The 22,381-nt window shown below is 61.4% G+C and carries 19 protein-coding genes; 13 read left to right on the top strand and 6 right to left on the bottom strand.

The window, feature by feature from the left end; genetic code table 11:
- Window positions 1-5: 5 nt before the first annotated feature.
- The 4 genes from AB4N64_RS27305 to rarD all read left to right on the top strand — a co-directional run bounded on the left by AB4N64_RS27305 (window position 6) and on the right by rarD (window position 4,947).
- Window positions 6-770: a TOBE domain-containing protein gene (locus AB4N64_RS27305; RefSeq protein WP_460120257.1), complete on the top strand. Its 765-nt coding sequence runs from the start codon at window positions 6-8 to the stop codon at window positions 768-770.
- Window positions 771-827: 57 nt separating this feature from the next.
- Window positions 828-2,729 (top strand): PhoX family protein, encoded by a 1,902-nt coding sequence (locus AB4N64_RS27300; RefSeq protein ID WP_460120255.1) that lies wholly within the window; start codon window positions 828-830, stop codon window positions 2,727-2,729.
- 160 nt (window positions 2,730-2,889) lie between these two features.
- A complete protein-coding gene (locus tag AB4N64_RS27295) occupies window positions 2,890-3,864 on the top strand; it encodes a serine/threonine protein kinase (RefSeq protein WP_460120253.1) in 975 nt (324 codons plus the stop codon).
- A 195-nt stretch (window positions 3,865-4,059) separates the two neighbouring features.
- Entirely contained in the window at window positions 4,060-4,947 is an 888-nt protein-coding gene (gene rarD, locus AB4N64_RS27290) for an EamA family transporter RarD (protein WP_460120251.1), read from the top strand.
- A 216-nt stretch (window positions 4,948-5,163) separates the two neighbouring features.
- Here rarD and AB4N64_RS27285 read toward each other — a convergent pair whose 3' ends face one another.
- The gene (locus AB4N64_RS27285; RefSeq protein ID WP_460120249.1) at window positions 5,164-5,682 is read right to left on the bottom strand and encodes a glycine cleavage system transcriptional repressor; all 519 of its coding nucleotides are present in this window, start codon (window positions 5,680-5,682) and stop codon (window positions 5,164-5,166) included.
- Between the two features lie 507 nt (window positions 5,683-6,189).
- On the opposite strand from AB4N64_RS27285, the gene AB4N64_RS27280 reads away from it, so the two are divergent.
- Window positions 6,190-8,367: a malate synthase G gene (locus AB4N64_RS27280; RefSeq protein ID WP_460120248.1), complete on the top strand. Its 2,178-nt coding sequence runs from the start codon at window positions 6,190-6,192 to the stop codon at window positions 8,365-8,367.
- 32 nt (window positions 8,368-8,399) lie between these two features.
- On the opposite strand, the gene AB4N64_RS27275 is transcribed toward AB4N64_RS27280, so the two are convergent.
- Together AB4N64_RS27275 and AB4N64_RS27270 are read right to left on the bottom strand one after the other, a co-directional pair.
- Complete coding sequence (locus AB4N64_RS27275) at window positions 8,400-8,534, bottom strand: hypothetical protein (protein ID WP_460120246.1); 135 nt, start codon at window positions 8,532-8,534, stop codon at window positions 8,400-8,402.
- A 34-nt stretch (window positions 8,535-8,568) separates the two neighbouring features.
- Window positions 8,569-9,015: a response regulator gene (locus AB4N64_RS27270; protein ID WP_460120244.1), complete on the bottom strand. Its 447-nt coding sequence runs from the start codon at window positions 9,013-9,015 to the stop codon at window positions 8,569-8,571.
- Between the two features lie 259 nt (window positions 9,016-9,274).
- Between AB4N64_RS27270 and AB4N64_RS27265 the strand changes: the two genes are divergently transcribed.
- The 8 genes from AB4N64_RS27265 (at window position 9,275) to AB4N64_RS27230 (ending at window position 18,407) form a co-directional block, all read left to right on the top strand.
- Window positions 9,275-11,209, top strand: coding sequence for a putative nucleotidyltransferase substrate binding domain-containing protein (locus AB4N64_RS27265; RefSeq protein WP_460120242.1), 1,935 nt, complete (start codon window positions 9,275-9,277; stop codon window positions 11,207-11,209).
- On the top strand, window positions 11,206-11,913 hold the full coding sequence (locus tag AB4N64_RS27260) for a 3'-5' exonuclease (protein WP_460120240.1): 708 nt from the start codon (window positions 11,206-11,208) through the stop codon (window positions 11,911-11,913). The genes AB4N64_RS27265 and AB4N64_RS27260 overlap by 4 nt, the downstream gene beginning before the upstream one ends.
- A gap of 219 nt (window positions 11,914-12,132) precedes the next feature.
- Window positions 12,133-12,651, top strand: a complete 519-nt coding sequence (locus AB4N64_RS27255; RefSeq protein ID WP_460120238.1) for an RNA polymerase sigma factor — start codon at window positions 12,133-12,135, stop codon at window positions 12,649-12,651.
- Window positions 12,648-13,619, top strand: coding sequence for a FecR domain-containing protein (locus AB4N64_RS27250; protein WP_460120236.1), 972 nt, complete (start codon window positions 12,648-12,650; stop codon window positions 13,617-13,619). The genes AB4N64_RS27255 and AB4N64_RS27250 overlap by 4 nt, the downstream gene beginning before the upstream one ends.
- 190 nt (window positions 13,620-13,809) lie before the next feature.
- Window positions 13,810-16,218, top strand: coding sequence for a TonB-dependent siderophore receptor (locus tag AB4N64_RS27245; RefSeq protein WP_460120234.1), 2,409 nt, complete (start codon window positions 13,810-13,812; stop codon window positions 16,216-16,218).
- A 68-nt stretch (window positions 16,219-16,286) separates the two neighbouring features.
- Window positions 16,287-17,417 carry a PepSY-associated TM helix domain-containing protein gene (locus AB4N64_RS27240; protein ID WP_460120232.1) on the top strand — a complete coding sequence of 377 codons (1,131 nt, stop codon included), beginning with the start codon at window positions 16,287-16,289 and terminating at the stop codon, window positions 17,415-17,417.
- A complete protein-coding gene (locus AB4N64_RS27235) occupies window positions 17,414-17,593 on the top strand; it encodes a hypothetical protein (protein ID WP_460120230.1) in 180 nt (59 codons plus the stop codon). The genes AB4N64_RS27240 and AB4N64_RS27235 overlap by 4 nt, the downstream gene beginning before the upstream one ends.
- Window positions 17,594-17,741: 148 nt before the next feature.
- Entirely contained in the window at window positions 17,742-18,407 is a 666-nt protein-coding gene (locus AB4N64_RS27230; RefSeq protein ID WP_460120228.1) for a glutathione S-transferase, read from the top strand.
- A 220-nt stretch (window positions 18,408-18,627) separates the two neighbouring features.
- Here AB4N64_RS27230 and creD read toward each other — a convergent pair whose 3' ends face one another.
- The 3 genes from creD to creB all read right to left on the bottom strand — a co-directional run bounded on the left by creD (window position 18,628) and on the right by creB (window position 22,269).
- Window positions 18,628-19,998 (bottom strand): cell envelope integrity protein CreD, encoded by a 1,371-nt coding sequence (creD, locus tag AB4N64_RS27225; RefSeq protein ID WP_460120226.1) that lies wholly within the window; start codon window positions 19,996-19,998, stop codon window positions 18,628-18,630.
- Between the two features lie 172 nt (window positions 19,999-20,170).
- Entirely contained in the window at window positions 20,171-21,589 is a 1,419-nt protein-coding gene (creC, locus tag AB4N64_RS27220; RefSeq protein ID WP_460120224.1) for a two-component system sensor histidine kinase CreC, read from the bottom strand.
- Entirely contained in the window at window positions 21,589-22,269 is a 681-nt protein-coding gene (gene creB / locus AB4N64_RS27215) for a two-component system response regulator CreB (RefSeq protein ID WP_460120222.1), read from the bottom strand. The genes creC and creB overlap by 1 nt, the downstream gene beginning before the upstream one ends.
- Between the last annotated feature and the right edge of the window lie 112 nt (window positions 22,270-22,381).

Below are 22,381 nucleotides of genomic sequence, written 5' to 3'. Positions count from 1 at the left end.
CCGCCATGCCTCTGTCCACCCTGTTGTCCCAACACATCATTCGCCGCCCGCAGCGCATCGCGTTGCTGCAACACATTGCCGAACAGGGCTCGATCACCCGTGCCGCAAAAAGTGCGGGGCTGAGCTACAAGGCGGCGTGGGACGCCATCGATGAGTTGAACAATTTGGCGCAAAAGCCGCTGGTGGAGCGCAGTGTCGGTGGCAAGGGCGGTGGTGGTGCCAAGCTGTCGAGCGAGGGTGAGCGCGTGTTGCGCCTGTATCAGAAGCTGCAAACATTGCAGGCACAGGTGCTGGAAGCAGCCGAAGAAGCCAGCGACCTCGACCTGCTCGGGCGGCTCATGCTCAGGACCAGCGCGCGCAATCAGTTGCACGGCAAAGTCAGGACGATCGAAGCACAGGGCCGCAATGACCTGATTCGCCTGGAGCTGGCCGCAGGGCTGGCGCTCGATGCACAGATCACCCATGACAGCACCGTGCGCCTGGCACTGGAGCCCGGCAGCGAAGTGGTTGCGCTGATCAAGGCAGGCTGGCTCGACTTACTGGCGGTCCAAGCCCCGGCAACACCGGGACACAATGACCTGACCGGCATCATCGAAGAGATCCTCGACGCACAGGACGGCCCCAGTGAAGTGCGCATTGGCCTGCCCAATGGCCAGACATTGTGCGCTCTGGCCGAACCCCAGGACCTGCGCGCCCGTGGCCTGAGCGTCGACAAACCGGTGCGAGTGCAGTTTGCCGCGTCACACGTGCTGCTCGGTACACAGCTCTGAAACACAAGCGTCATTTAAGCGCTTTAAGGTGACTGCAAAAACCGCAGGGAGCCTGACGTGAGCCTATTAGAAGAGAACCAATCCACCGACCTCGAGAAGATGGTCGGCCTAAGCCGCCGTGGTTTCATCAGCGCCGGTGCCTTGTGCGGTGCCGCGATGTTCCTCGGCGGCAACCTGCTGAGTCGCAGCGTAATGGCCGCCAGCGTCAGCGCCGGCAACAGCCAACTGCTGGGCTTTGCCAGCATCCCTGCTGCTACCAGCGACGCTATCACCCTGCCTCCGGGCTACAAGTCCTCGGTGCTGATCAGTTGGGGCCAGCCCTTGCAAAAGGACGGCCCGGCGTTCGATCCGAGCGGCAACGGCACCGCTGCCCAGCAGGAAGTGCAGTTTGGCGACAACAACGACGGCATGAGCCTGTTCGAGTTCCCCGGCGAGAAAGACCGTGCGCTCATGGCGATCAACAACGAATACACCAACTACCGCTACCTCTACCCCCACGGCGGTATGCCGCAGTCGGCGGAAGAAGTGCGCAAGGCATTGGCCTGCGAAGGCGTGACGGTGATCGAAGTACAGCGCAAGAATGACCAATGGAAGTTCGTCCAGGGTTCGCGCTACAACCGGCGCATCCACGGCAATGCGCCGATCACACTCAGCGGCCCCGCTGCCGGCCATGACCTGCTCAAGACCACCGCAGACCCGCAAGGCAAGAACGTCCTCGGTACGTTCCAGAATTGCGCCAACGGCAAGACGCCGTGGGGCACGTACCTGACCTGCGAAGAGAACTTCACCGACTGCTTTGGCAGCAGCAATGCCGAGCAAAAATTCGATGCCGCGCAGAAACGCTACGGGGTGGTGGCCGCCAGCAAGGAGATCAACTGGCACCCTCACGACGAACGTTTTGACCTGGCGAAAAACCCCAACGAACTCAACCGTCACGGTTGGGTGGTGGAAATCGATCCGTTCGATCCGAAGTCGACGCCGGTCAAGCGCACGGCCCTGGGCCGTTTCAAACATGAAAACGCCGCCCTGGCCGAGACCCGCGACGGTCACGCCGTGGTGTACATGGGCGACGACGAACGTGGCGAGTTCATCTACAAGTTCGTCAGCCGCGACAAGATCAACCACAAAAACCCCAAGGCCAACCGCGACCTGCTGGACCACGGCACCCTGTACGTGGCGATTTTCGATGCCGGCGATGGCAACACGGATCACCCGAAAGGCAAAGGCCGATGGGTCGAGCTGACCCACGGCAAGAACGGCATTGACGCCAGTAGCGGCTTCGCCAGTCAGGCCGAAGTGCTGATCAACGCACGCCTGGCGGCCTCTGTGGTGAAAGCCACGCGCATGGACCGCCCGGAGTGGATTGTCGTCAGCCCCAAGGATGGCCAGGTCTATTGCACCCTGACCAACAATGCCAAGCGCGGCGAAGACGGTCAGCCTGTGGGCGGGCCAAACCCGCGTGAAAAGAACGTCTACGGACAGATTTTGCGCTGGCGCACCGACCTCGACGATCACGCCTCGAACACCTTCGGCTGGGACCTGTTCGTGGTGGCCGGCAACCCTGGCGTCCACGCGGGCACGCCCAAGGGAGGCTCGTCCAACATCACCCCACAGAACATGTTCAACAGCCCCGACGGCCTGGGTTTCGACAAGGCCGGCCGGTTGTGGATCCTCACTGACGGCGACTCGAGCAACACCGGTGACTTCGCCGGCATGGGCAATAACCAGATGCTCTGCGCCGACCCGGTGAGCGGCGAGATCCGCCGCTTCATGGTCGGACCGATTGGTTGCGAGGTCACGGGGATCAGCTTCTCGCCGGATCAGAAGACCTTGTTCGTGGGGATTCAGCATCCGGGGGAAAACGGCGGATCGACCTTCCCCGAGCATTTGCCGAACGGCAAGCCACGCTCCTCGGTGATGGCGATCACCCGTGAGGATGGCGGGATCGTCGGCGCCTGACAGGGCCTCATCGCGGGCAAGCCCGCTCCTACAGGACCATCAAAAACCCTGTGGGAGCGAGCCTGCTCGCGATGGCTTCAGCACAGCCACAACCCTTGCAAGGCAGTCTGCGCTACCATGCCTGGCCGGACGCAGCAGCCTGCTGCGCGCAGGAGTCAGCATGGCCCACCCGTTTGCAACCCTTACCCCAGACCTCGTGCTCGATGCCGTCGAAAGCATCGGTTTTCTCAGCGACGCGCGCATTCTGGCGCTCAACAGTTACGAGAACCGCGTCTATCAGGTCGGCATCGAAGACTCGGAACCGCTGATCGCCAAGTTCTATCGCCCGCAGCGCTGGACCCACGAAGCGATCCTGGAAGAACACCAGTTCACCTTCGAACTCGCCGAATGCGAGGTGCCGGTGGTGGCACCGTTGATCCACAACGGCACCAGCCTGCACGAACACAACGGGTTTCGTTTCACCCTGTTTCCACGCCGTGGCGGACGCGCGCCCGAGCCCGGCAATCTCGATCAACTGTATCGCTTGGGCCAGTTGCTCGGACGCTTGCACGCCGTTGGCTCGACCAAGCCGTTCGAACACCGCGAAGCATTGGCGCCGCAGAACTTCGGTCATGATTCGCTGAACACATTGCTCGAAGGCCATTTCATCCCCAAAAGCCTGTTGCCGGCCTACGAGTCGGTGGCGCGCGACCTGCTCAAGCGCGTGGAGGAGGTTTACCAGGCCACACCGCACCAGAACATCCGCATGCATGGCGATTGTCACCCCGGCAACATGATGTGTCGCGACGAAGTCTTCCACATCGTCGACCTTGACGATTGCCGCATGGGTCCGGCGGTACAGGACATCTGGATGATGCTTGCCGGTGATCGTCAGGCCTGCCTGGGGCAGTTGTCAGAACTGATGGACGGCTACAACGAGTTTCACGACTTCGACCCGCGGGAGCTCGCGCTCATCGAACCTTTACGTGCGTTGCGCCTGATGCACTACAGCGCGTGGCTGGCCCGCCGCTGGGACGATCCGGCATTCCCGCACAGTTTTCCGTGGTTCGGCACCGAGCGGTATTGGGGCGATCAGGTGCTGGCGTTGCGCGAGCAGTTGGCGGCGTTGAACGAAGAGCCATTAAAACTCTTCTAATCATCGCCACACCCCCTGTAGGAGCGAACTTGCTCGCGATTGCGGTGTATCAGTCGGCATCAATGTCGGCTGGCCCACCGCAATCGCGAGCATGCTCGCTCCGACAGTTAATGTGCCTACCTTTGTATATGGGACATTTGTAGACAAACTTCCTTACAATCACTCTTTTGTTAGCTGCCTAAGCAAGGATTCTGCATGCAAGCTGCCAACCCGCGTCGCGGGTACATTCTGGGCCTGACTGCCTACATCATCTGGGGCTTGTTCCCGATCTACTTCAAAGCCATCGCCAGCGTGCCCGCCGTCGAGATCATCATCCACCGGGCGATCTGGTCAGCACTGTTCGGCAGCCTGTTGCTGCTGGTCTGGAAGCACCCGGGCTGGTGGCGCGAGTTGCGCGACAACCCCAAACGCCTGGCCATACTTGCCCTGAGCGGCACGCTGATCGCTGCCAACTGGCTGACGTATGTGTGGTCAGTGAACAACGGTCGCATGCTCGAAGCCAGTCTCGGCTACTACATCAACCCGCTGGTGAACGTGCTGCTGGGGATGCTGATCCTCGGCGAACGCTTGCGTCGCATGCAGTGGATCGCGGTGGGGTTGGCCGCAGTCGGCGTGGCGCAGCAGGTGTGGCAGGTCGGCAGCTTGCCGTGGGTCTCGCTGGTACTGGCGTTGACGTTCGGCTTCTACGGCCTGATCCGCAAGCAGGCACCGGTCAAGGCCTTGCCTGGCCTGGTGGTGGAAACCTGGATGCTGGTACCGCTGGCCATGGCGTGGCTGTTGTTCAATCAGACAGCCATGACCGCTCAACCCGAGTTCTGGACAACCACCGAAGCCTGGTGGCTGATCGCCGCTGGGCCGGTCACCCTGGTGCCGCTGGTGTGTTTCAACGCTGCCGCACGGCACCTGCCCTACACCACCCTGGGGTTCCTGCAGTACCTGGCGCCGACATTGGTGCTGCTGCAAGCCGTGCTGCTGTTTGGCGAACACCTTTCGTCCACCACGCTGGTCGCCTTCCTGTTCATCTGGGCGGGCCTGGCGGTTTACAGCGTCGATGCGTGGATAAGTCTGCGTCGCCGCAGTTGATCAAAAATCGTACAGAACGCTACAGGCCACATTCCGCGTGGCCTGCATCCATCCTTCCCAAGGTTATCCACAACCTGATCCCCGATGTTTGTGCGCAAGTCACTGAATGTTGGCGGTTTTTTGAGCAATACTGGCCAACCCCCGTATTACGTGGCCTGGCGGGCAGTCTCTACAGGTTATCCACAGGCAGGTGCACGTTAAAACTGGATAAGCCGTTTAGGCTTCGCTGCGCAAAACCAGTTCCACCATCAAGTCATCCGCCAGGGTTTCCAGGCGCGATTGCAGCACATCCAGTGACAAGGTCAGCGGCACGGCGAGAATCGCCTCGGCGTGGAACAGCGGCTCACTGCTCATGGGCGCCGGACGCACTTCGGTAACCAGTCGTTCCAGGCTCACCCCTTGTTCACTCAACAAGCGCGTGATGTCGCGCACGATCCCGGGGCGATCATTGCCCACCAACTCCATCGCAATCGGCTTCCAGGTGCAGGACTGTTCGATCGAGCTTTCGGCAATCAACACGCGAATGCCCTGGCCCGACAACCCTTGCAGGGCATCGACCAAGGCGTCGTAGGCTTCTGCCGGTACGCCCACCCGAAGAATCCCGGCGAACTGCCCGGCCATGCGCGACATGCGGCTCTCCAGCCAGTTACCACCCTGCTCGGCGATGCACTGAGCAATGCGCTCGACCTGGCCGGGCTTGTCTGGAGCAAAAACAGTCAGTACGAGGTGGTCCATGGCGCAGCCCTCTCTGGTCATGATTTTTGTCGTTGAGAGGGAAGTATAGGCAAGAGGGGGTTGTGTGTTGTCTGGGCGGGCCTCATCGCGGGCAAGCCCGCTCCTACAGGGATCGGGACACCCCAAAGCAAGGGTGAACAACAAATCGTGTACAACTCAGATATTTAACTGGAACAATCCATAAGTTTTTTGAGAACATCCCGTACCCCGCCGTGACTGCAATGCGTCACGAGGTCGCAGAACGACGTAATTAGTCTAATTTTCACAAGCGCAATTGATCATGTAGTATGCCGCAGCGCGCACTACATAACGTTGGATCGATGTCTGCCGCAGGCACGTTCGCAACCCCCAAAGCCCTGTCAGCAAGGCCTCAAAGCCGTTGATCGGTTCCATCCCAGCCGCCTGAAATGGCATGTACTGGGGGAAGGGGTTTGTGGTTTAAATAGCCGAGGCTTCATTGTCATTTGAAGAATAAAAGCGAAATAGCTGAGCAGAGTGAGGCAAGCAATGACTGAACACGTTCAAGTCGGTGGCCTGCAGGTCGCCAAAGTCCTGTTCGACTTCGTGAACAACGAAGCCATTCCCGGAACCGGCCTGACTGCCGAAGCGTTCTGGGCCGGTGCCGACAAGGTCATTCATGACCTGGCGCCGAAGAACAAAGCCCTACTCGCCAAACGCGATGATTTCCAGGCTCGTATCGACGCCTGGCACCAGGAGCGTGCAGGCCAGGCGCACGACGCCGTGGCCTACAAGGCGTTCCTGCAAGACATCGGTTATCTGCTGCCAGAAGCGGCCGATTTCCAGGTCTCGACGCAAAACGTCGATGAAGAAATCGCCCACATGGCCGGCCCGCAGCTCGTGGTGCCGGTGATGAATGCCCGTTTCGCGCTCAATGCCTCGAACGCCCGTTGGGGTTCGCTGTACGACGCGCTCTACGGCACCGACGCCATCAGCGAAGCTGACGGCGCGGAAAAAGGCAAAGGCTACAACAAGGTTCGCGGCGACAAGGTCATCGCCTTCGCCCGTGCCTTCCTCGACGAGGCCGCACCGCTCGCCGCCGGCTCCCACGTCGATGCCACCCGTTACAGCATCGCGGACGGCAAACTGCTGGTCGCCCTCAAAGGTGGCAGCAACAGCGGCCTGCGCAACGATGCCCAGTTGATCGGTTTCCAGGGCGATGCCTCGGCACCCATCGCAATCCTGCTGAAAAACAACGGCCTGCATTTCGAAATCCAGGTCGATGCCAGCACCCCCGTCGGCCAGACCGACGCTGCCGGCGTCAAAGACATCCTGATGGAAGCCGCGCTGACCACCATCATGGACTGCGAAGACTCCGTCGCTGCCGTAGATGCCGATGACAAGGTGGTGATCTACCGCAACTGGCTCGGCCTGATGACGGGCGACCTGTCGGAAGAAGTCGCCAAGGGCGGCAAGACCTTCACCCGCACCATGAACGCCGACCGGACCTACACCGCCGTCGACGGCAGCCCGTTGAGCCTGCACGGTCGTTCGCTGCTGTTCGTGCGTAACGTCGGCCACCTGATGACCATCGATGCGATTCTCGACAGCCAAGGCAACGAAGTGCCGGAAGGCATCCTCGACGGCTTGGTGACGTGCCTGGCCGCCATGCACAACCTCAATGGCAACACTTCGCGCAAAAACACGCGCACCGGCTCGGTCTACATCGTCAAACCGAAAATGCACGGTCCGGAAGAAGCAGCGTTCACCAACGAGCTGTTCGGTCGCGTCGAAGACGTACTGGGCCTGCCGCGCAATACCCTCAAAGTCGGAATCATGGACGAGGAGCGCCGTACCACGGTCAACCTCAAGGCCTGCATCAAGGCGGCCAGCGAGCGCGTCGTGTTCATCAACACCGGTTTCCTCGACCGCACGGGCGATGAAATCCACACCTCCATGGAAGCCGGCCCGATGGTGCGCAAGGCGGACATGAAGGCGGAAAAATGGATCGGCGCCTACGAGAACTCCAACGTCGACATCGGTTTGAGCACCGGCCTGCAAGGTCGTGCGCAGATCGGTAAAGGCATGTGGGCCATGCCTGACCTGATGGCAGCGATGCTCGAACAGAAAATCGCTCACCCAATGGCCGGCGCCAACACCGCCTGGGTTCCATCGCCAACTGCCGCCGCGCTGCACGCGCTGCACTACCACAAGGTCGACGTGTTCGCGCGCCAGGCCGAACTGGCCAAGCGTGCGCCGGCGTCGGTGGACGACATCCTGACCATCCCGCTGGCGGTCAACCCGCAGTGGAGCGCCGAACAGATCAAGAACGAACTGGACAACAACGCCCAGGGCATTCTCGGTTACGTGGTGCGTTGGATCGATCAGGGCGTGGGTTGCTCGAAGGTGCCGGACATCAATGACGTCGGCCTGATGGAAGACCGTGCCACCCTGCGCATTTCCAGTCAGCACATCGCCAACTGGCTGCGTCACGGCATCGTCACCCAGGAACAAGTACTGGAAAGCCTCAAGCGCATGGCGCCGGTGGTTGACCGTCAGAATGCCAACGACCCGCTGTACCGGCCTCTGGCACCGAACTTCGACAGCAACATCGCCTTCCAGGCGGCGGTCGAATTGGTGATCGAAGGCACCCAGCAGCCGAACGGCTACACCGAGCCGGTCCTGCACCGTCGCCGCCGCGAGTTCAAGGCGGCCAATGGCCTGTAACTGAAGCCCATGAAAAAGCCCTGATCTGTCGATCAGGGCTTTTTTGTATGTGCTGTCTTGATTTCTGTAGGAGCGAGCATGTCGAAACGTCGAACCGTCGCGATGGACGTGAACGATAACGCTGGCAAACTGATGCCCAACGGTGCCTTGAAGACCATCGCGAGCATGCTCGCTCCTACAGAAATGTGTGTACCGAATCGGTCAGGGCTCCATCCCCAACTCATGCTTGACCAGCGCCAGCAACTTGCCGGTGTCGATGGGTTTGAGCAGGAAGTCCACCACGCTCAAATGCATCGCGGCGATCGCGTCCTTCACGTCGGCATCGCCGGAAACAATAATGAACGGCATCGCCGCCCGTACCGATTCGCGAACCTGGCGGATCAAATCCAACCCATTGACGTGCCCCATCCGCAGATCGGTGATCACCAGACCGATCGAAGGTTTTTCGCTCAGCATCTTCAGCGCCGTTTCGCCGCTGGCGGCGGTCATGCAGCGAATGCCATCCAAACCCAATATTTCCGACAACAGCTCGCGAGCGTCCTTGTCGTCATCGACGATCAGCACCCGTTGCGGGGGCAAATCGGGCTCCAGCATGACGGCACTCAGCGCTTCGCGTTCGGCGTCACTCAAAATATCGTGGTCGGACATGGCTTTCTCTAAGTGATCGAGTTCTTTCCCTGGCACAGTGGTGAGACATCGCCGAGCAGACCTTCTAATGTGCACTTCGTCGGATTTGTTGCCTATAAGGGAAAGGATAGGTTCTCCCTCGATTTTCGTAAGGGTTTTCCCAAATCTCACCTCACAAAGCCATCCTAGACTTACGTCCAATGGGCACTGCGCGTTCAGAAGCTGACCATGGCCGAGTCATCCGACAACAACAATTTCAAAAAAGACTGCGGTAATGGTTATGAGTAAAGCGGACGCCTTCACCCAGGCAGGGAAAACCGCGGTGTTGCAGAACATCCAGGGAACCCTGCAATTCCTCCAGCGCTTCCCCCCTTTCAATCAGATGGAACACGCTCACCTGGCGTACCTGGTTGAACAATGTCAGCTACGTTTCTATGCGCCCGGCGAGAGCATCATCAAGCCCGCCGATGGCCCGGTCGAGCATTTCTACATCGTCAAGCAGGGCCGCGTGGTGGGTGAGCGTCCCCACAGCGCCAAGGGCGGCACCGAAACCACCTTCGAAATCACCGGCGGCGAATGCTTTCCCCTCGCCGCCCTGTTGGGTGAACGTGCGACCCGTACCGAACACCTCGCGGCCGAAGACACCTTTTGCCTGCAACTGAACAAGCTCGCCTTCATCAAGCTGTTTGCCCTGTCCACCACCTTTCGCGACTTTGCCCTGCGTGGCGTCAGCAGCCTGCTGGACCAAGTCAACCAGCAAGTGCAGCAAAAAGCCGTGGAAACCCTCGGCACCCAGTACTCTCTCAACACTCGCCTGGGCGAACTGGCCATGCGTCACCCGGTGACGTGCGGCCCCGACACACCCCTGCGCGAAGCCGTGACGTTGATGCACGAGCAGCAGGTCGGCAGCATCGTGGTGGTCAACGAACACAAGGCGCCCCAGGGGATTTTTACCCTGCGTGACCTGCGCCAGGTGGTGGCAGGCGGCACCAACGATTTCAACGAGTCCATCGAGCGACACATGACCCGCGCGCCGTTCTTCCTGAGCCCGGATCACAGCGCGTTCGATGCAGCGATTGCCATGACCGAGCGGCACATCGCCCACGTCTGCCTGGTCAAGGATCAGCGCCTGTGTGGTGTGGTGTCGGAGCGTGATCTGTTCTCCCTGCAACGGGTCGATCTGGTGCACCTGGCTCGCACCATCCGCAGTGCCCTGCGCGTGGAAAACCTGGTGGTGCTGCGCGGCGAGATCGGCCAGCTGGTGGAGCGCATGCTCGCCCATGGCGCGTCGTCGACCCAGATCACCCACATCATCACCCTGCTCAACGATCACACCGTGTGCCGGGTCATCGAACTGACGCTCGCCGAAAAAGGCGACCCCGGCGTGCCGTTCAGTTGGTTGTGCTTCGGCAGCGAAGGCCGTCGCGAGCAGACGCTGCACACCGACCAGGACAACGGCATCCTCTTCGAAGCCCGTGATGCGGCGCACGCCGCCGAGATTCGCGGCAAGCTGCTGCCCATCGCACAACACATCAACCAGAGCCTGGCGTTGTGCGGCTTCACCCTGTGCAAGGGTAACATCATGGCCGGAAACCCCGAGCTGTGCCTGTCTCGCGCCGAATGGGCGCGCCGCTTTTCGGCGTTCATCCGTGAAGCGACGCCGGAGAACCTGCTGGGCTCCAGCATCTATTTCGACCTGCGGGTGGTCTGGGGCGACGAGCAAAGCTGCGATCAATTGCGTCGGGGAGTTCTCGACCAGGTCGCCGACAATCGTCTGTTCCAGCGCATGATGGCCGAAAACGCCCTGCGCAATCGCCCGCCCGTAGGACGGTTCCGCGAGTTCGTGCTGGCGCGCAAGAATGGCGAGAAAGCCACGCTGGACCTGAAGGTCCAAGGGCTGGGGCCGTTCGTCGAGGGCGCTCGATTGCTCGCATTGGCCCACGGCATCGAGGCAAACAATACCCTGGAGCGTTTTCGCCAATTGGTGGAAAAGCAGGTGATCGATCAGCTCGATGGCGCGGCCTACGAAGAGGCGTACCACTTCATTCAGCAAACCCGCATGCAGCAACATCAGCGACAGACGCGGGAGAACCTGCCCTACTCCAACCGGGTCGATCCCGACAGCCTCAACCACCTGGACCGCCGGATCCTGCGTGAGTCCCTGCGCCAGGCACAACGCCTGCAAAGCAGCCTGACCCTGCGGTATCAACTATGAGTCTGTTTTCCTGGCTGCGCCCGGCAGGTCCGATGTTATCCGGCCAACTGCAGCAACGCCTCAAGGACTTGCCGGTGGAGGCCGCGCTGGGTGAGTGCAGCCTGCGCGAACAGCGCTGGGTGGTGGTGGACCTGGAAACCACCGGGCTGAACCTGAACAAGGACCGTGTGCTGTCCATCGGCGCCGTGGTGATCGAAGACGGCGCCATCGATTTCAGCCAACAGTTCGAACGCACCCTGCAATGCGCCGACATGAAAGTGGCGCCCAGTGTGCTGATTCACGGCCTGGGGCCCAGCGCGATAGCCGCCGGCACGGATCCGGCGCAGGCACTGATCGAGTTCATGGAGTTTGTCGGCGACAGTCCGCTGCTGGCGTTCCATGCGCCCTTTGACCAGCACATGCTCGGGCGCGCGCTGAAAGATCATCTGGGGTACAAGTTGCAGCATCCGTTTCTGGACGTGGCCGACATCGCGCCGCTGCTGTGCCCGCAGGCGAACATTCGCGAGGCCGGCCTGGATGAGTGGATCAATTGGTTCAAGCTCGAAGTGATCGAACGCCACAACGCCAGTGCCGATGCGCTGGCCACCGCAGAATTGGCTCTGATCCTGTTCAGCCGGGCACGGCAGCAGCAGATTCATAGCCCGTTGAACCTGCAACAGCGGTTGAGCCAGTGGAAGCGGCGGCAGAATTCGCCGTCGTTTTGATTTGCGGCGCCTGATCGGGCGCCATCGCGGGCAAGCCCGCTCCTACAGGATGGTCGGCGCTCAGAGATCTCTGTAGGAGCGGGCTTGCCCGCGATGAACGATAACGCGGTCCATCGCCTTGTCCACCAGCCGACCAGCGGCCAATTGCTTCCCTCCCGCGCCTCTGCCACAATCGCGAACAATTCTCGTTAGTTAACACTTCTTAATCGGTGATGCGTCGTGGCGTCAGTCCCCAGCCCTCAAAGTGAACTCGTCGGTGCGTTGTATCGTGACCATCGCAGTTGGCTATTGGCCTGGCTTCGGCGCAACGTCGCCTGCCCGCAGCGGGCCGAGGACCTGAGCCAGGACACCTTCGTACGCTTGCTGGGCCGCGAGGAACTGACAGCGCCGCGCGAACCCCGGGCGTTCCTGGTGGCGATCGCCAAGGGCCTGCTGTTCGACTACTTCCGACGGGCCGCGCTGGAACAGGCCTACCTCACCGAATTGATGCTGATTCCCGAAGAAGAACACCCTTCGGCGGAAGAACAGCAAATGATCCTCGAAGACCTGAAAAACATCGACCGCCTGCTCGGCAAGCTGTCGAGCAAGGCGCGAGCGGCGTTTCTCTACAACCGTCTCGACGGCTTGAGCCACGCAGAAATCGCCCAGCGCCTCGGCGTTTCGGTGCCACGGGTGCGCCAATACCTGGCCCAAGGCATTCGCCAGTGCTACATCGCCTTATACGGGGAGCCCGTATGACCCCGGCCAGCTCCAGACCCGTCTCGGCACAGGTGCTGGACGCGGCGATTGCCTGGCAATTGTCGCTGGACTCTGACAACCCGGTGGAGCGCGAAGAGTTCGCCAAGTGGCACGCCGCCCACGAGGAACACGCCCGCGCCTGGCGCCAGCTGGGCATGCTCGATCAGCGTTTCAGCGTGGTCAGCGGGCCGGCGCGCACCGCGTTGCTGCAATCACGCGAAGGCATTCGACGGCGGGTGCGCAAGCTGGGCAATGGCCTGGCAACCGTCGTAGCGGTGATCGGCCTGGCGCTGTTCGCCGGTGAGCGCTACCTGCCAGTCGATTACTGGCTGGCCGATCAACGTACCGCCACCGGCGAGCAACGCACCTTGCGCCTGAGCGACGGCACCGTGATCAACCTCAACACCCACAGCGCGGTGGATGTGCGCTTCGACGAGAAGCAACGGCGGGTAATACTTCAGGACGGCGAAATCCTCGTCGAGACGGGTCACGGCGACGCCCGGCCGTTCATCGTCGAAACCCGTGAAGGCAGCATGCGTGCACTGGGGACGCGCTTCCTGGTCAAGCGCGAAGAGGAAGGCACGCGCCTGAGCGTGTTGAAGTCCGCCGTGGCGGCGCATCCCGAGTCCAGCCCCGACGAACAGATTCTGCAGGAAGGCCAGCAAGTGCTGATGCGCAGCAACGGCCTGGGGCCGATCGCCGCGCTGGACCTCGGCGCCGACGCCTGGACCCGGGGCATGCTGGTGGTGGACAACGCACGCCTGGAGGACCTGGTACATGAACTGGGTCGCTACCGTCGTGGGCACCTTGGGGTCGCGCCAGAAGTGGCAGATTGGCGGATTACCGGCAGCTTTCCGTTGAACGACACCGACCTGGCGTTGAGCGCCCTGCTGCCGACGTTGCCGGTGCAGATCGAGCAGCGCACGGCTTGGTGGGTGACGGTGGCGAAGGCCGATGCGAAGCCTTGAGAGCGTTGGCGTCTGAAAGTGCGGCGCCATCGGGGGCAAGCCCCCTGTAGGAGCGGGCTTGCCCCCGATGGCGGCCTATCAGCCCCACCGAACCCCCTGAATAAAAATTATTTTCATCCACCCCTATCACTTTGCACATCTCGTTCGGCACACAGGCAATTGAGAAGTATTCCCTTTCAGGAGCCATCCCATGTCCCGTTCGCTCGACACCTTGTTGCGCCCCAGTTTGCTGGCGGTAGCCATTGCCCTCTGTACCCCGCTGGCCAGCAGCCCACTGATCGCCGCTGAGCAAGCGTCCAACGTTCGCGCCTATAACCTGCCGGCTGCGCCTTTGGCCAGCACCCTGAACCAGATCGCCAGCCAGTCGGGCCTTGCCCTTTCGTTGAACCCATCCCTGGCGGCGGGAAAGACATCGGCTCCGGTCAGCGGCCAGTACGACGCCGTTGGCGCCTTGCGCGCTGCCCTGCGTGGCACCGGCTTGCAACTGGAACAGAGCGGCACCGGCACCTACAGCCTTGTGGCCGCACCAGAGGGCGTGATGGCGCTGCCGGAAACGGCGATCATCGGTGTCGAGAACACCGAAAGCGCTTGGGGGCCGGTGGAGGGATATGTGGCTACCCGCACGGCTGCCGGCACAAAAACCGATACGCCCATTGTCGAAGCACCACGCTCGATGTCGGTGATCACCCGCGCGCAGATGGAAGATCGTGGCGTGCAGAATCTCGATGACGCCGTGCGTTACATGCCAGGCGTGATCGCCAGTAGCTACGGCAGCGACTCGCGGGCCGACTGGCTGCGCGTACGTGGCTTCGAACCGACCCAGTTCCTTGATGGCCTGCCGCTGCCAAAAGGTTCCTACGCCAACCCCAAGGCCGAAACCTGGGACCTGGAACGCATCACGCTCCTGCGCGGGCCTGCCTCTTCGGTATACGGCCAGACTCCACCGGGCGGCATGCTCGATATGGTCAGCCGCCGTCCAGATGCCATTGCCAGCCACGAAGTACGCGCTGAAGTGGGCAGCAATAACCGCAAGCAGATGAGCTTCGACAGCACCGGCAAGATCGATGACGAAGGTCAGTTTCTCTACCGCGTCGACGGCGTGGTGCGTGACAGCGGTATGCCGGTCGACCACACCGATGACAAGCGCTATAACTTGGCACCGAGCCTGACCTGGAATGTCGACGATGACACGCACCTGACATTCCTCTCGCAGTTCACTCGCGACGATACCGGGGTCAGCGGTCAATTCCTGCCATTGCAAGGCACCAAGCTGGCCTCGCCGGCCGGGGCGAAAATTTCCCACCACAAGAACCTGGGTGATCCGGACTCCGATCACTATGATCGCACCTACTACGCCCTGGGCTACGCCTTCGACCATCGCCTGAACGATGTCTGGCAGTTCAAACAGAACCTGCGCTATACCAAAAGCGATCTGTCCTTCCAGCAAGCCTACGCGTCCTTCGGTGACGTCGTAGCGCCGGACGGCACCCTGAGCCGCTTGGTCGACAAGGTCGACGAGGACATCAGCCAGTTCGCCGTCGACAACAACTTTCAGGCTGACTTCCAGACCGGTGCGCTAAGCCACGTCGTCCTGCTGGGCCTGGATCACCAGCGCACAAACACCAACTACAAATGGCTGGAAGGCACTGCGCCAACCAGCAACGTGATTCACCCGATTCGTGGTGCGGACTTCTCAAATGTTTCCTACGCCACGTTCTACGACTACAACCAGAAGACCAACCAGACCGGCCTCTATGCTCAGGACCAGATTTCCTTGGACAAATGGCGCCTGACCTTGGGTGGCCGTGAGGACTGGATTCACAGCGCGACGACATTCAACAACCAGAACGATGCGACCAACACCCAGCGCGACAAGGCCTTCAGCGGTAATGCCGGCCTGAGCTATGTCTTTGACTCCGGTATCACCCCCTACATTTCCTACACGGAGTCGTTCCAGCCGTCGATGGGTGCCGACGCCCGTGCGACCGAGGGATTCAAGCCCACTGAAGGCAAGCAGACCGAGATCGGCGTGAAGTACCAGCCGCCGGGCAGCCGCACCCTGCTCACCGCTGCCGCGTTCGACCTGCGCCAGGAAAACGTATCGGTTTCGCAGAACAACGTCACCAGCCAGATCGGCGAGCTGAAAGTGCGCGGTATTGAGCTTGAAGCCACGTCCGACGTGACCGACAACCTGAAACTGGTGGGTTCCTACACCTACACCGATACCGAGATCCTCAAGGGCGACGATAAGGGCAACCGGATGAAACTGGTCCCGCGTAACCAGGCCTCGTTGTGGTCCGACTACACGTGGCACGCGGGCGTGCTCGACGGGTTCGGCGTAGGGGCTGGCGTGCGTTATGTCGGCGACACTTACGGCAACACCGCTAACACCGCCAACGGTCATGTAGGTTCCTACACCGTTTACGACGCCGCCGTGCATTACGACTTGAGCCGCCTGAACCCGGCGCTGGCAGGGATCTCGGTGGATGTCACCGCGAAGAACCTGTTCAACAAGGATTATCTGTCGACCTGTGACGGCACGTGGTGCTACTACGGCGACGAACGTAACGTCATCGCGGGCGTGAACTACAAGTGGTAAGCCACTGAGCGGTGCGCAACCACCCAGGGGTCACGGTCAGCCGTGACCTTTTGGCATTTGGATGGGTTATGAAAAGCAAAACAATCCGCCGCTGGTCCTTCGTCCACACCTGGACCAGCTTGATCTGCACGGTATTCCTGCTGATGCTGGCACTCACCGGCCTGCCGCTGATCTTCCATCACGAGATCGATCATCTGCTGGGTGATGCACCGGAGTTGAAGGTCATGCCGGCCGATACCCCGCAGCTTAATTTGCAGCAACTGGTGCAGGCAGCAGAAAAACATCGTCCCGGCGAAGTCATGCAGTATTTCGGCTTCGACGAAGACGAACCCAATGGCGCCATTGCGATCATGGCAGCCACCGCTGGCACCGAGCCCAACTCGTCGCACACGTTCATGCTCGACGCCCGCACCGGGCAAGCGCTGGAAATGCCGTCGGCCAACGGCGGTTTCATGATGTTCATGCTGCGCCTGCACGTGGACATGTTTGCCGACTTGCCGGGCAAGCTGTTGCTGGCGTTCATGGGCATCCTGTTCGTGGTGGCGATTGTCTCCGGGACGGTGTTGTACCTGCCGTTCATGCGACGGCTGAAATTCGCCACCGTGCGCCAGGACAAATCCACCCGCCTGCGTTGGCTCGACCTGCACAACCTGATAGGCGTGGTCACCCTGACCTGGGCGCTGGTGGTGGGCGTTACCGGCGTGATCAGCGCCTGCGCCGACTTGCTCATCGCCCAATGGCGCAACGACACGCTCAGCACGATGATCGCGCCGTACCGCGATGCGCCGCCGCTGACCCAACTGGCCCCGGCCACCCGCCTGCTCGACATCGCCCGCGATGCTGCACCTGGCATGCGTCCGGATTTCATCGCCTTCCCCGGTACGCGTTTTTCCAGCGAGCACCATTACGCGGTGTTCATGAAAGGCAGCACGCACCTGACCTCGCACCTGTTGACGCCGATCCTGATCGACGCCAGCAATCTTGAGGTCACCGCCGTGGTCGAGCGCCCCTGGTACATGGACGCCATGGGCATGTCGCAGCCCCTGCACTTCGGTGATTACGGCGGCATGCCGATGAAAATCCTCTGGGCCACCCTCGACGTGCTGACCATCATCGTGCTCGGCAGCGGTGTTTACCTGTGGGTAGTGCGGCGCAAGGCCGCCAAACCCGTCTTGGAAAAAGCCGAGGCCAGCGCATGAGGCCCCGGCAATCGAACTTCTGGAAAGTCTTCGCCACGCCCACGGTGATCGCCTTGCTGACCGCCGCAGGGTTGTTTGCCGCGTTGCTCGGCGACGGCGCCTGGGATGCGCTGAGCTGGCTCGGCTTGGGCATTCCCGCCGCCCTGGCCCTGCGCGGCCTTCTGCGTCGACACTAACCGCCCCCTGTAGGAGCGAGCTTGCTCGCGATGCGGTGTATCAGTTGATAGCAATGCTGGCTGACACACCGCCATCGCGAGCAATCGAGCGTCGACCGGCTGCTCCTACAGGGGGAATGGAGTATTCAAGCCCCTGCCCCAACACGCTATGCTGCCCACCTCCGCCACCGCCCGAGACGCAGCCATGTCCACCCCGAGCATGACCCTGTACCACAACCCCCTCTCGCCCTTCGTTCGCAAAGTCATGGTGCTGCTGCACGAAACCGGCCAGCAGGACCGCGTCGCGCTGCAAAACTGCGTACTCACCCCGGTCGACCCGGACCAGGCGCTGATCGACGACAACCCGCTGAGCAAAATCCCGGCCCTGCGCCTCGCCGACGGCAGCGTCATCCACGACAGCCGGGTGATCCTCGACTACCTCGACCACCAGCACGTCGGCAACCCGCTGATCCCCCGCGAGGGCTCGGCCCGCTGGCGCCGCCTGACCCTGGCCTCGATGGCCGACGGCATCATGGACGCCGCCGTGCTGGTCCGCTACGAAGTCGCCCTGCGTGCCCCGCAAAAACACTGGGCCGAGTGGCTCGATGGCCAGCGCGACAAAATCCGCCGCGCCCTGGCCCTGCTGGAAAAAGACGCGATCGCCGAACTGACCAGCCACTTCGACGTGGCCGCCATCAGCGTCGCGTGTGCCCTGGGCTACATCGATCTGCGCCACCCGGACCTGGCCTGGCGCGAGGCCAACCCGCAACTGGCCGCCTGGTTTTTCGAAGTCAGCCAACGGCCGTCGATGCTGGCGACGATGCCCAAGGTTTAGGTTTTCGCTGACCGGGTTGGCCTCATCGCGAGCAAGTCGAATCGTCGCCCCCACAGTTGATCGCGTTGTTGCTCACGGCTCGATCTAAGGAGGGAGCGACGGGGCGACGATTCGATCTGCTCGCGATGCCATCCCACCGGCTCCGACGCAAACAACTCACAGACCAATACCACCAGCCTCTCCCCTTCTCGCTGATCCTCCCGCAACCCCACCCACCGGCTCATTTCACCTCTCCCAGATCAAACGCCACCGGCTTGCCCACCTTCTGCCCCACCCCATACCAATCCAGCTTCCGGGTCAGCACCATGAACACCCCCAACACCCCAAACAACAACCCCGAGCCCATCAACAACGCGTAGTCCTCGGCGCTCAGCAACCCGTAAAGCAGGCCATACAACGCCGCCAGTCCCGCCGAAAAACTCAGGCCGTGGCGCACGCTGTGCAGCACGTGGCAGACGTAGAAGCCGATCAACACCACACAGGCACTGGCCGACGCGAGATAGGCCAGGGCGAAGCCGATGTGTTCGGACAACGACAGCAACAGCAGGTAGAAGAACGCCAGGGCCACCCCCACCAACGCGTACTGCACTGGGTGCACCGCGAGGCTTTTCAGCACTTCGAAGAGGAAGAAGCCAGCGAAGGTCAGGACGATGAACAGCAGCGCGTACTTGATCGCCCGGTCGCTTTTCAAATACTGGTCCACCGGGTCGATGAAGCTCACCCCGAAGCTGCGGCCGTTGAACGCTTCGCAGCTGCGGCGCAGCACGCAATCGTTCAGGGCTTCTTGCAGGTTGGTGGAGAAAAACGTTGTTTGCCATTCGGCGGAGAAGCCTTGCTCGGTGATGTCACGCTTGGCCGGCAGGTAGTTGCCGATGAAGCTGGGGTGCGGCCAGTTGGCGGTCAGCGAGACGCTGCTGGTTTTGCCCACCGGCACCACCTGCAACTGCCCGGTGCCTTGCAGTTTCAGGTCGAACGCGAATGCCAGCTCGGTGTTTTGTTTGGCATCCAGCGCCGGCAACATCACGTGAACACCCTCGCCCAGCCACCCCACCTGGCTGCCGGGCACGAAGTCCAGGCGCTGGCCGTTGAGTTCGAGTTTCAGGGCGTTCTCGATGCCGCGAATGTCGCTGATGCCCACCGCCAGGAACGGCTGGTCGAACTGGTAATCGGCGAAGTCCTCCTTGATGCCCAGTTGCGCCGGCAGGGAAAAATGCCCGTTGATGCGATTGTCGGCATGGAACAGTCGCGCCTGATAAATACCCCGGGCGCGCAGTTCGGTGGCTACCTCGCCGTCGAGTTCGAAGCGCTCCGGCAGGAAGTACAAACGACCGCGCTCCTCGCCGACTTCCTGATACCGCTTGTTGGTCTTTTCGTTGAGTTTCCAGGTACGTACCACCTTGCGATACGGCACCACCATCAGCGGCCCGCTCAATTGCTGGCTGTAGCTGGAGCTGCGGGCGATGTCTTCCAGCACACCGTCACGCAGTTGCTGGCGCTCCTGGATGACGCCGTTGATCATCAACAGCGGGATCAGCAGCAGCAAAATCAGCAGGGCAATGGCCCCGAGTTTCAAGGTCAGATTGCGGTTCATGGGACTCTCCCTGTTTGGATAGGGAGAGTCTGGGCCCGGTATGTGGGCGCTTTATGTGGGGTTTATGGAGATTGTGTGGAGACAGGGTGGGCCCGATCCTACAAGAACCGCGCTCACCTGTAGGAGCGAGCTTGTCGAAGCGTCGAACCGTCGCGATGGCGGCAACTCGGTCTCAAGGCAAGCACAAGGTGACTTCCACCCCACCCTCAACATTGCCGATCCTCAACACTCCACCATGCAACTTGGCCACTTCCTCGACAAAATTAAGCCCCAACCCGGTGCTCTTGCGCCCACTGTCCGGACGCGGCAGCGAATAGAAACGCTCACTTAAACGCGGCAATGCATAGTCGGGAATCGCTTCAGCCTGGTTGAACAGTTTGAATTCGACCTGCCCGCCAACTCGTGCGGCACTGAAACGCAACAGCCCCTGAACCGGCGTGAAATCCAGGGCATTTTCCAGCAGATTCGCCAGCGCCTGGCGCAGCAGGAACGGCTCACCGTTCACCAGCAGATCATCAGGAATAGCCCGTTCCACGCGCAACTGCTTGCCTTCGATACGCCCGGCCTGAGCACCCAGCAACTCATCCACCAGACCCGCCAGCGGTACCGCCACGCGCTCTTCCAGCCCCTGACGTTGTTCCACCAGCGCCAGATTCAACAACCGCTCGATCAACTGCTGCATCCGCACGCTTTCATTGTCGATGTTGCTGACAAAGCGCTGGCGTTGCGTCAACGGCATCTCGCCCTGCAACAGCTCCGCCGCACCGCGAATCGCCGCCAGCGGGCTTTTCAATTCATGGGTAAGGGTGTGCACGTAACGCTCCACGTAAGCCTTGCCCTCGAGCTGCGTACGCATCTGTTCCACCGCGCTCGCCAGTTGCTCCAGCTCGCCGCCTCGGTAGTGCGGCACCTCAACCCGTCGCCCCTCGCTCACCGCCTGCGCATATGCGGTCAGGCGTCGCAATGCTGCACTCAGCCACCACGACAACAACGCGCCGAACAACAGGCCCAAGCCGATCAACCCGGCGCCATAGGCCAACAACCGACGCTCGGTGCGATCCACATAGGGCTGCAGCGAACTATTGGGCTTCGCCACCGTGACCACGCCTATGATCTGGCCGTTGTCGCGAATCGCCGCGCCCACGTGCATCACCGAAGAGCTGGCATCGTTCGGATCGCTGCGAGTCGAACGCGCACCGTACTCGCCGCGCAGGGTCAGGTACACATCGTTCCAGCGCGAGTAATTCTGGCCGACAGCCGTGCCGCTGGAATCCAGCACCACGATGCCCTTGGCGTCGGTGACGTAGATGCGATGGTTGACCTGATTTTTCGGCAAACCCCAGATGCTCGCCTTCGGCTGCCGTTCGCCGTAGGCCTTGAGCAACTGCGGCCAGCGGTTCTGGTTGAGGGTGCCGGCCTTGAAGTCGTCGCGCAGGATCTCCGCCATCAGGTTGGCCGTGTCCACCAGGGTTTCCTCCGTGGACTGGCGCACGCCGGGGCGGATTTCCTCCATCACCGTACTCAGCACGAAATAACCGGTCAGGCCAACGAACAGCACATACACCAGGAAAATCCGGATGCCCAGCGACATCAGCTGTTACCCGGGCTGTAGCTGTAACCGAGCCCGCGATGGGTCTGGATCGGCTCGGCGTCGGCCTTCACCCCGCGCAACTTGGCGCGCACGCTCTTGATGTGGCTGTCGATGCTGCGTTCGTAACCGGCGTCAGGAGCCACGCCAAGCGCATCGAGCAACTGCTCGCGGCTGAACACCCGCTCGGGTTGCTCGAGCAGGCATTGCAGCAGGCGGAATTCGTGACGGGTCAGGGTCAGCGGCTGGCTGCGATAACTGATCTGCACCCGCTCAGGGTCGATGCGAAACAGTGTGGAATCAGTTTCAGCGGCCGTTCTCGGCGCCACGCGCTTGAGGATCGCCCGAACCCGGGCCGTCACCTCGCGGGGGCTGAACGGCTTGACCACGTAATCGTCAGCGCCAATCTCCAGGCCCACCACCCGATCGATCTCCGCGTCCCGCGCCGTGAGAAAAATCACCGGGACCTCGGAGAAACGCCGCAATTGCTTGCAGGTTTCAAAACCTGTGATGTCAGGCAGGCCGACGTCAAGAATGATCAGGTCCGCCGGCGTCTGTTGCTGATGCTCCAGCGCCGCCGCTCCAAGGGTCAGCCACGTGGTGCTGAAACCCTCGCCCTGCAAGGCAAAAATCAGCGTATCGGCAATCGCCGCTTCGTCTTCGACAATCAGGATATGAGGCATGGCGTCCGAGCCCGGTCAGTGGAGTGGGCGAACGGTGAACCAAGGGGCGGTGGACGTCAATCCACTAGAGTGAGTCAGCGTGACTATCAGTTCTGCTAGTGGCCAAAAAATA

The sequence above is a fragment of the Pseudomonas sp. S2_C03 genome, assembly GCF_054668405.1.
This window is presented reverse-complemented; position numbering and strand designations above follow the sequence as displayed.

Bases quoted from the DNA above. Each gene is read 5' to 3' on its own strand.
- AB4N64_RS27235 (WP_460120230.1), top strand. From the start codon at position 17,414: ATGAGGCCCCGGCAATCGAACTTCTGGAAAGTCTTCGCCACGCCCACG.
- AB4N64_RS27245 (WP_460120234.1), top strand. From the start codon at position 13,810: ATGTCCCGTTCGCTCGACACCTTGTTGCGCCCCAGTTTGCTGGCGGTA.
- creC (WP_460120224.1), bottom strand. From the start codon at position 21,589: ATGTCGCTGGGCATCCGGATTTTCCTGGTGTATGTGCTGTTCGTTGGC.
- AB4N64_RS27270 (WP_460120244.1), bottom strand. From the start codon at position 9,015: ATGTCCGACCACGATATTTTGAGTGACGCCGAACGCGAAGCGCTGAGT.
- AB4N64_RS27295 (WP_460120253.1), top strand. From the start codon at position 2,890: ATGGCCCACCCGTTTGCAACCCTTACCCCAGACCTCGTGCTCGATGCC.
- creD (WP_460120226.1), bottom strand. From the start codon at position 19,998: ATGAACCGCAATCTGACCTTGAAACTCGGGGCCATTGCCCTGCTGATT.
- AB4N64_RS27265 (WP_460120242.1), top strand. From the start codon at position 9,275: ATGAGTAAAGCGGACGCCTTCACCCAGGCAGGGAAAACCGCGGTGTTG.
- AB4N64_RS27230 (WP_460120228.1), top strand. From the start codon at position 17,742: ATGCTGCCCACCTCCGCCACCGCCCGAGACGCAGCCATGTCCACCCCG.
- AB4N64_RS27240 (WP_460120232.1), top strand. From the start codon at position 16,287: ATGAAAAGCAAAACAATCCGCCGCTGGTCCTTCGTCCACACCTGGACC.
- AB4N64_RS27280 (WP_460120248.1), top strand. From the start codon at position 6,190: ATGACTGAACACGTTCAAGTCGGTGGCCTGCAGGTCGCCAAAGTCCTG.
- rarD (WP_460120251.1), top strand. From the start codon at position 4,060: ATGCAAGCTGCCAACCCGCGTCGCGGGTACATTCTGGGCCTGACTGCC.
- AB4N64_RS27275 (WP_460120246.1), bottom strand. From the start codon at position 8,534: ATGCTCGCGATGGTCTTCAAGGCACCGTTGGGCATCAGTTTGCCAGCG.
- AB4N64_RS27260 (WP_460120240.1), top strand. From the start codon at position 11,206: ATGAGTCTGTTTTCCTGGCTGCGCCCGGCAGGTCCGATGTTATCCGGC.
- creB (WP_460120222.1), bottom strand. From the start codon at position 22,269: ATGCCTCATATCCTGATTGTCGAAGACGAAGCGGCGATTGCCGATACG.
- AB4N64_RS27305 (WP_460120257.1), top strand. From the start codon at position 6: ATGCCTCTGTCCACCCTGTTGTCCCAACACATCATTCGCCGCCCGCAG.
- AB4N64_RS27285 (WP_460120249.1), bottom strand. From the start codon at position 5,682: ATGGACCACCTCGTACTGACTGTTTTTGCTCCAGACAAGCCCGGCCAG.
- AB4N64_RS27250 (WP_460120236.1), top strand. From the start codon at position 12,648: ATGACCCCGGCCAGCTCCAGACCCGTCTCGGCACAGGTGCTGGACGCG.